General features: G+C 72.0%; 14 protein-coding genes. 7 read left to right on the top strand and 7 right to left on the bottom strand.

Annotation, left to right across the window (positions count from 1 at the left end; genetic code table 11):
• Positions 1-21 precede the first annotated feature (21 nt).
• A complete protein-coding gene (locus DV20_RS39685; RefSeq protein ID WP_043788701.1) occupies positions 22-1,194 on the top strand; it encodes a homogentisate 1,2-dioxygenase in 1,173 nt (390 codons plus the stop codon).
• A 303-nt stretch (positions 1,195-1,497) separates the two neighbouring features.
• Here DV20_RS39685 and DV20_RS44530 read toward each other — a convergent pair whose 3' ends face one another.
• Complete coding sequence (locus tag DV20_RS44530; protein WP_084093894.1) at positions 1,498-2,394, bottom strand: LysR family transcriptional regulator; 897 nt, start codon at positions 2,392-2,394, stop codon at positions 1,498-1,500.
• Positions 2,395-2,487: 93 nt separating this feature from the next.
• On the opposite strand from DV20_RS44530, the gene DV20_RS39705 reads away from it, so the two are divergent.
• A complete protein-coding gene (locus tag DV20_RS39705) occupies positions 2,488-3,726 on the top strand; it encodes an MFS transporter (protein ID WP_043788845.1) in 1,239 nt (412 codons plus the stop codon).
• Here DV20_RS39705 and DV20_RS39710 read toward each other — a convergent pair.
• Complete coding sequence (locus tag DV20_RS39710) at positions 3,693-4,721, bottom strand: hypothetical protein (protein WP_043788705.1); 1,029 nt, start codon at positions 4,719-4,721, stop codon at positions 3,693-3,695. The two genes, DV20_RS39705 and DV20_RS39710, sit on opposite strands and share 34 nt — an antisense overlap.
• Before the next feature lie 151 nt (positions 4,722-4,872).
• On the opposite strand from DV20_RS39710, the gene DV20_RS39715 reads away from it, so the two are divergent.
• A complete protein-coding gene (locus DV20_RS39715) occupies positions 4,873-5,667 on the top strand; it encodes a DUF2470 domain-containing protein (RefSeq protein ID WP_043788707.1) in 795 nt (264 codons plus the stop codon).
• On the opposite strand, the gene DV20_RS39720 is transcribed toward DV20_RS39715, so the two are convergent.
• Positions 5,659-6,120, bottom strand: a complete 462-nt coding sequence (locus DV20_RS39720; protein ID WP_003076947.1) for a PPOX class F420-dependent oxidoreductase — start codon at positions 6,118-6,120, stop codon at positions 5,659-5,661. The two genes, DV20_RS39715 and DV20_RS39720, sit on opposite strands and share 9 nt — an antisense overlap.
• 22 nt (positions 6,121-6,142) lie before the next feature.
• On the opposite strand from DV20_RS39720, the gene DV20_RS39725 reads away from it, so the two are divergent.
• The 3 genes from DV20_RS39725 to DV20_RS39735 all read left to right on the top strand — a co-directional run bounded on the left by DV20_RS39725 (position 6,143) and on the right by DV20_RS39735 (position 8,879).
• Entirely contained in the window at positions 6,143-6,955 is an 813-nt protein-coding gene (locus tag DV20_RS39725) for a CPBP family intramembrane glutamic endopeptidase (protein WP_043788709.1), read from the top strand.
• 40 nt (positions 6,956-6,995) lie between these two features.
• A complete protein-coding gene (locus tag DV20_RS39730) occupies positions 6,996-8,180 on the top strand; it encodes an arginine deiminase (protein WP_043788710.1) in 1,185 nt (394 codons plus the stop codon).
• 144 nt (positions 8,181-8,324) lie between these two features.
• The gene (locus tag DV20_RS39735; protein ID WP_043788712.1) at positions 8,325-8,879 is read left to right on the top strand and encodes a ferritin; all 555 of its coding nucleotides are present in this window, start codon (positions 8,325-8,327) and stop codon (positions 8,877-8,879) included.
• 105 nt (positions 8,880-8,984) lie between these two features.
• Here the strand turns inward: DV20_RS39735 and DV20_RS39740 are convergent, their stop codons facing one another.
• The 4 genes from DV20_RS39740 to DV20_RS39755 form a co-directional block, all read right to left on the bottom strand.
• Positions 8,985-9,803 (bottom strand): hypothetical protein, encoded by an 819-nt coding sequence (locus DV20_RS39740; RefSeq protein WP_043788714.1) that lies wholly within the window; start codon positions 9,801-9,803, stop codon positions 8,985-8,987.
• Positions 9,800-10,312 (bottom strand): SigE family RNA polymerase sigma factor, encoded by a 513-nt coding sequence (locus DV20_RS39745; RefSeq protein ID WP_043788717.1) that lies wholly within the window; start codon positions 10,310-10,312, stop codon positions 9,800-9,802. The genes DV20_RS39740 and DV20_RS39745 overlap by 4 nt, the downstream gene beginning before the upstream one ends.
• A gap of 210 nt (positions 10,313-10,522) precedes the next feature.
• On the bottom strand, positions 10,523-10,876 hold the full coding sequence (locus DV20_RS39750; protein WP_043788719.1) for a DUF952 domain-containing protein: 354 nt from the start codon (positions 10,874-10,876) through the stop codon (positions 10,523-10,525).
• Between the two features lie 129 nt (positions 10,877-11,005).
• Complete coding sequence (locus DV20_RS39755) at positions 11,006-11,887, bottom strand: DUF5926 family protein (protein ID WP_043788720.1); 882 nt, start codon at positions 11,885-11,887, stop codon at positions 11,006-11,008.
• Between the two features lie 53 nt (positions 11,888-11,940).
• On the opposite strand from DV20_RS39755, the gene DV20_RS39760 reads away from it, so the two are divergent.
• On the top strand, positions 11,941-13,107 hold the full coding sequence (locus DV20_RS39760; RefSeq protein ID WP_043788723.1) for a cytochrome P450: 1,167 nt from the start codon (positions 11,941-11,943) through the stop codon (positions 13,105-13,107).
• Positions 13,108-13,154 lie beyond the last annotated feature (47 nt).

Raw genomic sequence — 13,154 nt, forward strand, 5'->3', positions numbered from 1 at the left:
ACACGTCAGAAGGGGACGTCGATGCCTCACTACCGGCGAGTAGGCGAGATCCCGCACAAGCGGCACACCGCGTTCCGGAAGCCGGACGGCGGGCTCTACGCCGAAGAGCTGATGGGCGTCGAAGGCTTCTCCGCCGACTCCGCGCTGCTCTACCACCGCGGCCTGCCGACGGCGATCGTCGACGCCGTCGCGGTCGAGGAGGACCGCGGGTCGCTCACCCCGAACCACCCGCTCAAGCCGCGGGCGTTCCGGACTCAGGACCTCAAGTTCGGCGGCGAGGCCGACGCGGTGACCGACCGGCGCCGGCTGTTCGGCAACAACGACGTCACCATCGGGTTCGTCACGGCGACCGCGCCCAGCCCGCTGTACCGCAACGCGGCCGGCGACGAGCTGTTCTACGTCCACGGCGGCTCGGCGACCTTCGAGACGATCTACGGCCGCCTGGAGGTCGGCGACGGCGACTACGTCGTCATCCCGACGTCGTGCACCTACCGGGTCGTCCCCCACGGCGAGGTCAACCTCTTCACCCTGGAGGCGCGCGGCCACATCGGGCCGCCGAAGCGCTACCTGTCCGCGAAGGGGCAGTTCCTGGAGCACTCGCCGTACTGCGAGCGTGACATCCGCGGGCCGGAGGAGCCGCTGCTGGAAGACGGCGAGGACGTCGAGGTGCTGGTGCGGCACCGCGCCGGGCTGACCCGCTACACCTACGCGACGCACCCCTTCGACGTCGTCGGCTGGGACGGCTGCCTCTACCCGTGGGTGTTCAACATCGACGACTTCGAGCCGATCACCGGCCGCGTGCACCAGCCGCCGCCCGTGCACCAGACGTTCGAGGGCCCGAACTTCGTCGTCTGCTCCTTCTGCCCGCGGAAGGTCGACTACCACGAAGGCGCGATCCCGGTGCCGTACAACCACGCGAACGTCGACTCCGACGAGCTGATGTTCTACGTGCGCGGCAACTACGAGGCCCGAAAGGGCTCCGGGATCGGGATCGGCTCGCTGTCGCTGCACCCGTCCGGCTTCACGCACGGCCCGCAGCCGGGCGCCGCCGAGGCGTCGATCGGCGCCGAGTTCTTCGACGAGACGGCGGTCATGGTCGACACGTTCGCGCCATTGGAGCTCGGCGAAGCCGCCGACGCGTCGGAAGACCCCGGCTACGCGTGGACGTGGTCGCGGCGCGGCCCCAAGGGATAGTCAAGTTCCGCAATTACCGTCCCCGCCCCGTTCCGCGGCCCGATGAAGGTGTTTCCGGCAGCGGAGCGGGGAGCGGCCGGAATAGTCCAAGAGGCCGCGAAGGCCTACTCCGGACGGTCGGTCGCCGGGCACTGCGTCGACGTGCTCGTGAAGTCGAAGTCGTCCGGAGTGGCGATGCAGGCGCTGGCGAACGGCTGGAACGAAGCCACGCGGTCGCGCGCGAACGCCGCAGGCTGCAGCGCGAGTCGCGCACGGCCCGGCCGGAGGTGCGCGAGGACCTCGAGCGACGCGGAAGTCGCTGGGTCAGGCGGCCCAGCTCGGCCGCCACGCGCCGGCGGCACGCTCGCTCTCCGCGAGGTGACGCCGCAGCGCGGTGAGCCCGGGGTGCGCGTTGCCCCGGCGCCACACCAGCGAATGCGGGTACACCGGCACGGGCGCCTCGATCGGCACGCGCCGCAGGTCGTACCCGGGCGGCCACAGCACCCGGCTCCCCGCGCCGACCAACGTCGCCACCTCGGCCGACTCCGCGATCGTGTCCAGCACCACCTCGATGCCGAAGTTCGGCCCGGCGGCGTCGATCCACAGGCCGAACGCGGCCGCGAACTCGGCGTAGTACGCGCCCCACTCGGTTCCGGGCACCACGCCGGGCAGCCGGATCCGGCGTCCGGCCAGGTCGGCCGGAGTCACCGACGCCACGTCCGCCAGGGGGTGCGCGGGGCCGCACAGCAGCTGGATCGGCTCGTCGAGCACCCACTGGGCGTCGAGGTCCTCGGGCAGCGTGACGACCGCGCGGAACGAGGCGTCGATCGAGCCGTCGCGGATCGCCGTGATCGCGGTGTCGAACAGGGTCGCGACCTCGAGCGCGACCTCCGGGTGGGCCTCGTGGAACCCGCGCAGCAAGGTGGCCGGGCACAGCCGCCGTCCGATGACGTCGACCCGCAGCGGCCCGGTGCGCACCGACGCCAGCGCGCGCTGCTCGGCCGCCAGCAGTTCGCGGGCGTGCGGCAGGAAAGCTGTCCCGTCCCCGGTGAGCACCGCGCCGCGGGCGGTGCGCGTGAACAACCGCGCGCCGAGTGACCGCTCCAGCGCGGCGATGCGCTTCGAGACGGCTTGCTGCGTGATCGACAGGTCGGTGGCGGCGTCCTGGAACCGGCCCGCCTCCACGGCGGCCACGAAGGTGCGCACGGCGTCGAGGTCCACGGCGACCGACTCTAGATTCACAACGCGGCGTTGTGGCTCGCCGCCGCGTCGGTTGTTTGCCGCGCGCGGCCGTTCCCGGCTTTGATCTCCGGCGTGGTGCGCGGGCGGTCGCTGGGGCCGCGGTTCAGGTGGCTCTGGTCGGCTTACGCCGTGAGCGCGTTCGGGACGTGGCTCGGCTTCGGGGCCTTCCCCATGCTCGCGATCCTGGTGTTGCACGCCGGGCCCACGGCCGTCTCGGCGCTGGCCGCGGTCGGGCCGGCCGTCGGCGCGCTCGTCGCCGTGCCGCTGGGGCCGTGGATCGACCGCCGCCGGAAGCGGCCGGTGATGGTGGGCATGGACCTGGTCCGGTTCGCCGCGCTGATCAGCGTGCCGGCCGCCTACGCCCTCGGGGCGCTGAGCTTCGCCCAGCTGCTGGCCGTCTCGGTGGTCGTCGCCGCGGCGGACATCACCTTCACCTCCGCGAGCGGCGCGTTCCTCAAGGGACTCGTGCCGCCGGAAGACCTGCTCGTCGCGAACGGCCGCTTCGAATCCACGAACTGGACCGCCACCGCGCTCGGCCCGCCGCTCGGCGGGGCGGCGTTCGCGCTGTTCGGGCCGGTGACGTCGGTGGTCGCCAACGCCGTCAGCTTCCTGCTTTCCGCGCTCGGCCTCCGCGCGATCGGCGGGGGCGAGCCGCGCCCGCGCACCGCCGACCGGCTGCGCCTGCGCGATCTCGCCGATGGCTGGCGCTTCCTGCTGGCGCACCCGGGACTGCGGCCGCTGCTGCTCAACGCCATGGTCTTCAACGGCCTGGTCATGGGCACCGAACCGCTGCTCGCGGTGCTCATGCTGAACCAGCTCGGGTTCACGCCGTGGCAGTACGGGCTCGCGTTCGCCGTCCCGTGCCTCGGTGGGCTCGCCGGCTCGCGGCTGACCCCGCGGCTCGTCGCGAAGTTCGGGCGGCACCCGGTGCTGGTGACGGCCGGCGCGGTGCGGGCGTGCTGGCTGCTCGCGCTGGCCTTCATACCGCCCGGCGCGGCCGGGCTGGGGTACGTCATGGTCGTCGAATTCGGCTTGATCGTCAGCTGCAGCGTCTTCAACCCGGTGCTCGCGACCTACCGGCTCGAGCAGCTCCCGGCGGACCGCGTCGCCCGGACCCTCTCGGCGTGGTCGGTCAGCACGAAGGCGGCCATCGCCACGCTGACCGCGGTGTGGGGCGTGCTGGCCGGGTTCACCGGCACACGCGGGGCGATCGGGATCGCCGGCGTCCTCGCGCTGGCGACGCCGTTGCTGCTGCCCCGCCGTGACCGGACGCCGGCTCAGCCGAGCCAGACGGTGCCGAGTACGGGGTAGCCCGGCAGGCCCGTCTTGGCCGCGCCCGGCCGGGGGACCCCCGCGATCCACAGCCGGCCCGTGGCCGCGATGTTCGCGGCCATCGACGGGTCCGCCTTCGGGAGGCGGAACCGGATCACGCGGCCGTCGGCCAGCATGGTCAGGCCGCTGAGCCGCGCCGCGCCGTGCCGGCTGATGCGGACCGGGCCGTCCAGGACCGCTCGCAGCTCCGTCCAGTGGTCCTCGGGGAGGGGCCTGCGGTGGGCGATCGCGCGCGACACGGCCGCGAGGGCGGCCAGGAGCGCGCCGGCGCCGAACGTCCACGCGAGCCAGGCCACGACCGGGAAGCCGAGCGCGACCCAGACCGCGAACCCGGCCAGCACCAGCAGGAACGCCGCGGTCGTGCGCAGGTCGCGGGCCAGCTGGCGGCGGTGGGCGGCCAGCACGGGGTCGAGCCTCGGCGACACGGACCCGGCCGGTTCCGGGACCGGCACTGCACCCGGCGGCGGCGTGTCGTGGATCCCGGCGCGGCGGACGCGCACCACGCCTGAGAAGCCGACGAACACCTTCGGGCTCCGGCCCAGCAGCCAGACGCGCCGGTGCCCGGCGACCAGCAACCGGTGCGCTTCGTCGAGGCGGACGCGCAGCCACCGGCCGTCCGGCAGGCGCACGCCGACCGTCCGGCCGGCCGCGACCAGGCCGTCGGCGGTGATGTCCACCTGCCGGAACGCTTCCCGCTTCAGCCGCGTCTCCGGCACGTGGGCGTGCGCGCGGTAGAGCCACCACGCCTCGATCGCGCCGGCCAGCGCGAACGTGCCGACCGGCAGCGCCACGCCGGCGCCGGCGACGAACTGGGCGATCCCGAACACCACGAAGAACCCGGCCACCAGCCGCCGGTTCGCGGTGTCGCGACCCAGGCGGTCGAGGTACTCGCCGAAGATCGGCAGGGCCCCGGACGGCATGGCGGGGTCGAGTTCGAAAGCGCGGACGCGCTCGGGGACCGGGACGATCGGCACGCGGAACCCCCAGGGGGTCGGGTTGTCACCCGCTTTTCGAAAAAGTGGGCACCGGCGTTACCGGATGCCCCGGTCACCGGAAGCGACGTGACCGCCGCGCCTTCCCAGACCGTCGAATTCAGGTTAGGCTCACCTAAGTAGGAGGTGAGCCGTGACCGAGGCACCCACATCCGTCCGCCGCCCGCCGGCGCCGAACCCCGCCGAGCGCGCGAAGACGATCGCGACCCGCAACGGCCCCGCGTCGTTGCTGCCCAGCTGCGATCGCGTGGACTCGGGCGGCGAGCGCGTCGTGCCGCTCCTGCACCACGTGCACCACAGCGGCAGCGTCAGCGTGCTGCTGCCGGACGACCACCCGATGGTCCGCGCGGCGAAGGAGACCCAGCGCGGCGAGCTGGCCGTGATGGTCGAGCTCGCCGACCAGGCGCCGGTCGACCTGCGGGAGCCGATCCGCGGGCTGCTGTGGATCACCGGCTGGCTGCGGCCGCTCGCGCCGGTTTCGGCCCGGGCGCGGGCGGTGGCGATCGCCGAGACGCGGCCGGACGAACGGCTCCTCGACGTCGGCCACGGCGTCACCCTGCTGCGGCTCACCCCGGCGTCGCTCGTGCTCGCCGACGCCGAGGGCACGCACTCGCTGCGCCCGCACATGTTCAGCGCCGCGCCGCCCGACCCGTTCCACGACTACGAGGCCAAGTGGCTGCGGCACCTGGAGAGCGACCACTCCGACGTCGTCGAGCAGCTGGCGAAGCACCTGCCGCCCGGGCTGCGCGGCGGCCGGATCCGCCCGCTCGGGCTCGACCGGTTCGGGCTGCGGCTGCGCGTCGAGTCCGACGCCGGCGACCACGACGTGCGGCTGGCGTTCTCGAAGTCCGTCGAGAACCCGTCGCAGCTCGCGTCGGAGCTGCGACGGCTCGTCGGCTGCCCGTTCCTGCGCGGGCGGTCAGGCTAGCTCGGCGGGGAAGCCGCCCTTGGCGATCGGGCCCCAGCTTTCGATCGTCACGCGGATGATGCTCTTGCCCTGCTTGACCATGGCCTCGCGGTATTCGTCCCAGTCCGGGTGTTCGCCGGAGATGGCGCGGAAGTACTCCACGAGCGGCTCGACCGAATCCGGGATGTCCAGCACCTCGGCGGTGCCGTTCAGCTGCACCCACTGGTCGTTCCACTCGTCGGAGAGGATGCAGGCCGACACCTTCGGGTTGCGCTTGACGTTCACGACCTTCGCGCGCTTCGGGTAGGTCGAGACGACCAGCCTGCCCTCGGCGTCGACGCCGCAGGTGACCGGCGACAGCTGCGGGCCGCCGTCGGCCTTCGTGGTCAGCAGGATCGCGCGGTGGCGGGTCGACAGGAACTCGACCAGCGCGGCGCGGTCGACGGTTTCGTTGGTGGCGATGCTCCTCGGCATACCCCGAAGGTAGCGTGCGTCCATGACGTTCACCGCGCGATCGTGGCTGGCCCCGGCCCGCCCCGAGTTCCCCGGGACGACCGAGGACCCGGCCGAGCGCCGCGCGATCAAGCTCGAGCTGCTGATCGTCTTCGGGATCACGCTGGGCCTGTCGGGCGTGCGCAGCCTGCTGTCCCTTGTGGACTCGCTGCTGCAGCCGGTGCCGCTGGCCCAGCAGCAGACGCAGCTGAACGTGCCGCAGGCCGCGGCGAGCCTGATCGACCTGCTCAAGCAGCTGCTCTCGGCGGCACAGCTGGTCGGCTGGGGCGCGCTCGGGCTGTACCTGCTGTGGCGCGCGGGCATCAAGGTCGCGCAGCTCGGGTTGGACCGCCGGTCGCCGGGCCGGGACGCGCTGCTGACCGCCGGGCTCGCCGCGCTGATCGGCATCCCCGGCCTGGCGCTGTACTTCGTCTCCTACCACCTCGGGTTCAGCCTGGCGGTGCAACCGTCCACTTTGGGCGACACCTGGTGGCGGCCGATCACGTTGACGCTCTCGGCGTTCGGCAACGCCTTCGCCGAGGAAGTGCTGGTCATCGGCTACCTGCTGACGCGGCTGCGGCAGCTCGGCGTCCGGGAGAACACCGCGGTCTTCGGCGCCGCCGTGCTGCGCGGGTCGTACCACCTGTACCAGGGGTTCGGCGGGTTCGTCGGTAACCTGATCATGGGCCTGGTCTTCGGGCGGCTGTGGCAGAAGACCAACCGGCTGTGGCCGCTGGTCGCCGCGCACACGCTGTTCGACTTCGTGTCGTTCGTCGGGTATTCGCTGCTCAAGGGGCACGTTTCCTGGTTGCCCTGACTAGGATCGGGGGGTGATCGACGAAACGGCACCTCCCCGGGTGGACAGCGAAGTCGGACCCCTGCGCGCGGTGCTGCTGCACCGGCCCGGCAACGAGCTCAAAAGGCTGACGCCCCGCAACAACGACCAGCTCCTGTTCGACTCCATCCCGTGGGTCGACCGGGCCCAGGACGAGCACGACGCGTTCGCCGAGGTGCTGCGCGGCCGCGGGGTCGAGGTCCTGCTGCTGGCCGACGCCCTCCGGACGGCGCTGGAGGACGACCGGGCGCACGCGGCGGGCGTGCACGCGGCGGTCGACGACCGGCGGCTCGGCGGCGACCTGGCCGACTCGCTGCGTTCGCACCTTTCCGGCGTCGACGCGGCCGGCCTCGCCGAGGTCCTGATGGCCGGCATGACGTTCGAGGAGCTGCCGTCGGCGGAAGGCGCGTCGCTGGTGCGGATGATGAACCACCCGCACGACTTCGCCGTCGACCCGCTGCCGAACCTGCTGTTCACCCGCGACTCGTCGGTGTGGATCGCCGACCGGGTGGCGATTTCGTCCCTGAACATGCCCGCGCGCCGCCGCGAGACCGCGGTGCTCGACCTGATCTACGCCTACCACCCGCAGTTCCGCCACGCCGCCCGCGCGTACGGCGCCCATTCGGCACCCATCGAGGGCGGCGACGTGATGTTGCTGGCGCCGGGCGTGCTCGCCATCGGCGTCGGCGAGCGGACGACCGCGGCCGGCGCGGAGTCGCTGGCCCGCTCGGTGTTCGCCGACGGCATCGCGCACACCGTGCTGGCGGTGCCGATCGAGCAGTCCCGCGCGACCATGCACCTGGACACCGTCTGCACGATGGTCGACGCCGACGCGGTGGTGATGTACCCGCTCGCGCGCGACCTGCTGACGGCGTTCACGCTCCGCCCGACCGGCGACGGCGGGGTGAAGGTGGCCGGCCCGGCGCCGTTCCTGGCGGCCGCCGCCGAGGCGATGGGGATCGACCGGCTGCGCGTCATCGACACCGGCCTCGACCCCGTGACGGCCGAACGCGAGCAGTGGGACGACGGCAACAACACCCTCGCACTGGCGCCCGGCGTGGTCGTGGGCTACGAGCGGAACGTCGAGACGAACGAGCGGCTGGAGGCGGCGGGCATCGAGGTGCTGCCGATCGCGGGCTCCGAACTCGGCTCCGGCCGGGGCGGCCCGCGGTGCATGTCCTGCCCGGTCCGGCGCGACCCCCTGTGAAGTGAGCCTTCCCTGAATTTGCCCAGCAATTTAGGGAAGGCTTACTTAAATAAGGTGAGTCTTCTTTAGGAATGGTAACCCTAATAGGGGGCAGATCACCACCCGTAAGTGGTCGAATATCGAATTCTGCCGTATCGTGTGGCCATGGCCCTCACCAAGAAGAAAGAGCCGCGCTCGAAGTTCTACGAACTGCTGCAGGCGCAGATCCACAACGAGTTCAACGCGTCCCAGCAGTACATCGCGCTCGCGGTGTGGTTCGACGCCGAGGACCTGCCGCAGCTGGCGAAGCACTTCTACAAGCAGTCCGTCGAAGAGCGCAACCACGCGATGGCGCTCGTGCAGTACATGCTCGACCGCGACCACCACGTCGAGATCCCCGGCACCGGGGAGGTGCGCAACGACTTCTCCGGCGTCACCGAGCTCATCGAGCTCGCGCTCGAGCAGGAGAAGGAGGTCGCCGCCGACATCTCCGCGCTGGCCAAGGCCGCCCGCGCCGAAGAGGACTACATCGGCGAGCAGTTCACGCAGTGGTTCCTCAAGGAGCAGGTCGAAGAGATCTCGCAGATGAGCACGCTGCTGAACGTCGTGAAGCGCGCGAACGGCAACCTGTTCGAGGTCGAGAACCACCTGTACCGCGAGTCCGTCGGCGACGGCGGCACCGACTCGCAGATGCCGCCGGTGGCCGGCGGCAAGCTCTGACGCTCCGCGCGAAGCGCCTCCGCTGAGGTTGGTGGCGGGGGCGTCGATGTAAAAGCCCGGGCTCTCCCCCTGTGGACAGCCCGGGCTTTCGCGTGCGCGCGGCGCTCAGCCGGCGCAGTCCTGGGTGACGCTCGCCAGGCTCGTCTGCACGACGCCGGTCTCGTCGAGGCGGAAGCGGTATTCGGCGGCGGCCCCGGCCGGGGCGACGACGCTGCCGGACTCCTCCTTGGCCGCGGGGTAGGCGGCGAGGATCTGATCCTTGGTGGCCCCGGCGCCGATGCCTTCGGCGGTGTGCGCGACCACGTCCGGGGTGACGGCGACGAGCCCGGACGCCTTCGAAACGACGATGTTCGCGGGCACGGGAAGCGCGCTGCCCTGCGCCTTGTAGACGGTGCAGCCGGCGCCGGCCTGCGCGTCGCTGAGCGTGACGGTCTGCGCGATGTCGGCCTCGGACATGCCGAGCTTGAGCTTGCCGAAGCCGTCGGCCGCGAGCAGCGGCCCGGTGATCACGTCGGGGAGCGTGGAGGGCGGCGGCGGGGAGGACGGCGGCCGATGCGACGGCGACGTCTCGGGTGGTACGGAAGCCTGGATGCTCTGGGTGCCGGTCGGCCCGGGCGTGGACGGCTCCGGCGGCCGGCCCGGCGTGAGGTTCTCGGGCGGTTTGACGCTGGTCCCGGTCCCGTCGGCGGACATCACCGCGGTGCCGTCCTCGGTGTGGAGCCGGATCATGGTCAGCCCCCCGGCGACGGCGACCACGGCGGCCGCGACCCCGGCGACGGCCTGCACGGCGTGCCGACGGCGACGACGGCGTCGCGCACCGGCGACGATGACCGTGCCGGCTTCGGGCGGCGGCGGCAGGTCCAGCCGCTCGTCGGCGAACAGGGCGCGCAGGCGCTGCTCCAGTTCATCCTCGGAGATGTTCAACCCGCACCACTCCCTTCGCCTTCGCCGTCGGCCGACTTCAGTTTCATCCGCAGCGACGCGATCGCCTTGCTCGCCTGGCTCTTGACGGTGCCCTGGGTGATCCCGAGGGCACCGGCGATCTCCGCTTCGGAGAGACCTTCGTAGTAACGCAGGACCATCACGGCCCGTTGTCTCGGCGGCAGTGTTCGTAACGCACGCCACAGCGGCTCGTGCTCGAACGGGTCGGCCGGCACGTGCGGGCTGGTGTCCGGCAGGTCCGCGACGAGGTTCTCCCGGCGCGTCCGGCGCCAGCGGCTGACGTGCGCGTTCGCCATCGACCGGCGGACGTAGGCCAGCGGGTCGCCCGTCTTCTCGTGGACGTACGTCCAGCGCGAACCGATCTTCTCCAGCACGGTCTGCACCAGGTCCGCCGCGTCGTGCGGGTTGCCGGTGAGCGCGTGCCCGTACCGCAGCAGGCCCGGCAGGGTGGCCTGCACGAAGTCGCCGAAGTCGACGAACTCCCCAGCCAACGTCGCGGCCCTCCCTCGGCCTGCGCCGGTCACCCAGGTTTCTCCCCCGGTGAAGACGGGTGCCGCAGCGGTCACCGTATCGCCTCCCATCGGGGTCGGGTAGCCAGAAGCCGAGTCGCTTTCCTCCCCAACACGCATCACAGCCCCCTCAGGTTGCCCGCGTACCCGGCCGGATTCGCGAACTTCCGGCCGGGTGATGGTCTGCCCACGTCAGCGGCGGGCGAGCGAGTCGGGCAGCCGGAAACCGCCGCCCTCGGACTCGGGGAATTCGTGCACGCCGACGACCGCCGCGTGCGGGATCGGGCCGTAGACGTGCGGGAACCAGATCCCCTCGGGGTGCGGCGGCAGCCCGTCCTCCCAGCGGACCGGCGCATCGACCTTGGCCGGGTCGATTTCGAGCAGCACCAGATCGGTGCGGCCCCGGAACCGGATGTTGGCCGGCAGGTTCACCGTGCCGAAGTCGGAACAGTGGATGAAGCCGACTTCGTCCAAGGAAGGATCCCGGTACTCGCCGCCTTCACTCACCTCGGCCCAGGCGGCCGCCCCGCAGATGTGAAGTATCACGCACAGAATCGTCCCACCGGCGCGATGCGGCGGCGGTGTCTCTTGCGCCACATAACGCCTGGTTGAACGCTCATCGAGCGGTGACGAACCGCCGGTTCGTACCGACGGTCCGGCGCTCGATCACGGCGCTCAGCGCAGGGTGAGCTGGCGGCCGATCAGGCCGTCCCGCGCGCGACGCTCGGTCGCGTTCAGCGGCTCGTCGTCGAGCGACTTGAGAGCCGTCTCGAGCCGGGCGCCGAGGGCGTCCTTCGCCTCGGCCCACTCGCGGGCGTGCGCCTCGGGGTCGAGGTCCCAGACCGGGACGAGCAGGCCGTGCGCCCGGAACGAGCCCGCGTAGCGCGAGCCTTCACCGAGGCCGAGCTCGCCGGCCGCGGACAGCCGGGCGAGGGCCTGGAGCAGCAGGTTCTCCGGCTCCGGCCGAACCCAGCGCAGGTGCGCCTTCTCGCCGGCGAGGACCCAGTAGGCACCCGAGCCGAGCCGTTCGGTGGGCATGATCGCGGCGTTCGCGCGCTCGAGCGACACGGCGACGTCCCCGGTGGCGTCCGCGTCTTCGGGCAGCCACCAGGCGAAGTCCTTGTGCAGCGTGACGTCGAGTTCGGCCCCCGGCGTCAGCAGGTCCTGGAGGCGCGCGTGCTCGTCGGCGGACGGCGGGGTGGTGGTGTCCGGCACGCCGAGGACGTCACCCTCCTTGGCGTCCAGCAGCCACTTCAGCGACCGGCCGAGGTCACGGCTGATGTCGGACGAGCGGGTCTGCACCTGCAGGCCGAGGTAGCGCCGGCCGTCCGAGCGGACGAACGCGGCGGCCGCCATCGGCAGCACAGTCCCGAGCGTGACGTCACCACCGTCGGCGAGGGTGAGCTGGGCCGTCGCGGACGGCACGAACTCGCGCAGCGCGATCAGCTCGGGCTCCGCCGCCAGCCCTTCGAACGGCTGGCCGACGAAGACGTCGCGCACCTTCGGCTTGCGGTCCGACGCCTGCTTGGGACCCTTCTTGCGCGCGCCCTTGCCCACTGCTGCCTCCTCTGGCTCGGCTTCAGACGCTATCGAAGGGTTAGTCTCGCGACGTGTTCGACCCCCGCGATCCCGCGTTCCTCGAAGATCCGTACCCGGCGTTCGCCGAGCTCCGCTCGCGAGGCGAAGTCCATTTCCACGAAGGGCTCGGCATCGCCGTCGCGGTGTCGCACGCCGCGTCGTCGGCGGTGCTGCGCCACCGCGGCCTGGGCCGGATCTGGCAGGACGCCCAGCCGCTCGAGCGGTTCGCCTCGTTCAACCTGCTGCACCGCAACTCGCTCCTGGAGAACGAGCCGCCGGCCCACACCCGCCTCCGCCGCTTGATCGCGGGCGCGTTCGGCCGCGGCCACGTGCAACGGCTGCGCCCGATGGTCGCGACGCTCGCCGCCCGCATGGTCGACGACCTGGCCGCCGCGATCGCCACCGACGGCAGCGCCGACCTCCTCGAGCACCTCGCCCAGCCACTGCCGGTCGCGGTGATCGCCGAGCTGCTGGGCGTCCCCGGCACCGACGGGCCACGGATGGTGCAGCTGTCCAACGCGATCGTGAAGATGTACGAGTACGGCCTCGCCGAGGAAGGCCGCGACGCGGCCGAGCGGGCGGCGGCCGAGTTCGTCGACTACGTCCGCTCGGTGGCCGCGGCCCGCGCGGACGCACCGGGCGACGACATCATCAGCGATCTGTTGCGCAGCGAGCTGACACCCGACGAGCTGGTGGCCACCGCGGTCCTCCTGCTGATGGCCGGCCACGAAGCGACGGTGAACGTACTCGGCAACGGCATCACGGCCCTGCTGACGCACCGGGACCAGTGGGAGCGCCTGCTGGCCTCACCTGCCCTTCTGGATTCGTGTGTGGAGGAGCTGATCCGCTTCGACGCGCCGTTGCAGCTGTTCGAGCGGACGGCGACGGAGGACGTGTCGATTTGCGGGTATGTGGTTTCGCGGGGCGAGAAGATCGGCGCCCTGCTCGGCGCCGCGGCTCGTGACCCGGAGGTGTTCGACGAGCCGGACCGCCTGGACATCGGACGGACGCCGAATGCGCACCTCGGGTTCGGGCTGGGGATTCACTACTGCGTGGGTGCTCCTCTCGCTCGGGTGGAGATCGCCGCCGCGTTGAGTGCGTTGGCGGAGAAGCTGCCGGGGTTGCGCTTGGTCGAGACGCCGCCGCGGCGGCCCGAGTTCGTGATTCGGGGGTTGCGGGAGCTTCGGGTCAGCGCGTGACGGCGTCCCCGCCCAGCGGTCACCCGGGATCCGCGGCGGCTCTGGCG

Source organism: Amycolatopsis rifamycinica (genome assembly GCF_000695625.1).
GTDB classification, from domain to species: domain Bacteria; phylum Actinomycetota; class Actinomycetes; order Mycobacteriales; family Pseudonocardiaceae; genus Amycolatopsis; species Amycolatopsis rifamycinica.

Bases quoted from the DNA above. Each gene is read 5' to 3' on its own strand.
- DV20_RS39735 (WP_043788712.1), top strand. From the start codon at position 8,325: ATGGCCCTCACCAAGAAGAAAGAGCCGCGCTCGAAGTTCTACGAACTG.
- DV20_RS39725 (WP_043788709.1), top strand. From the start codon at position 6,143: ATGACGTTCACCGCGCGATCGTGGCTGGCCCCGGCCCGCCCCGAGTTC.
- DV20_RS39685 (WP_043788701.1), top strand. From the start codon at position 22: ATGCCTCACTACCGGCGAGTAGGCGAGATCCCGCACAAGCGGCACACC.
- DV20_RS39720 (WP_003076947.1), bottom strand. From the start codon at position 6,120: ATGCCGAGGAGCATCGCCACCAACGAAACCGTCGACCGCGCCGCGCTG.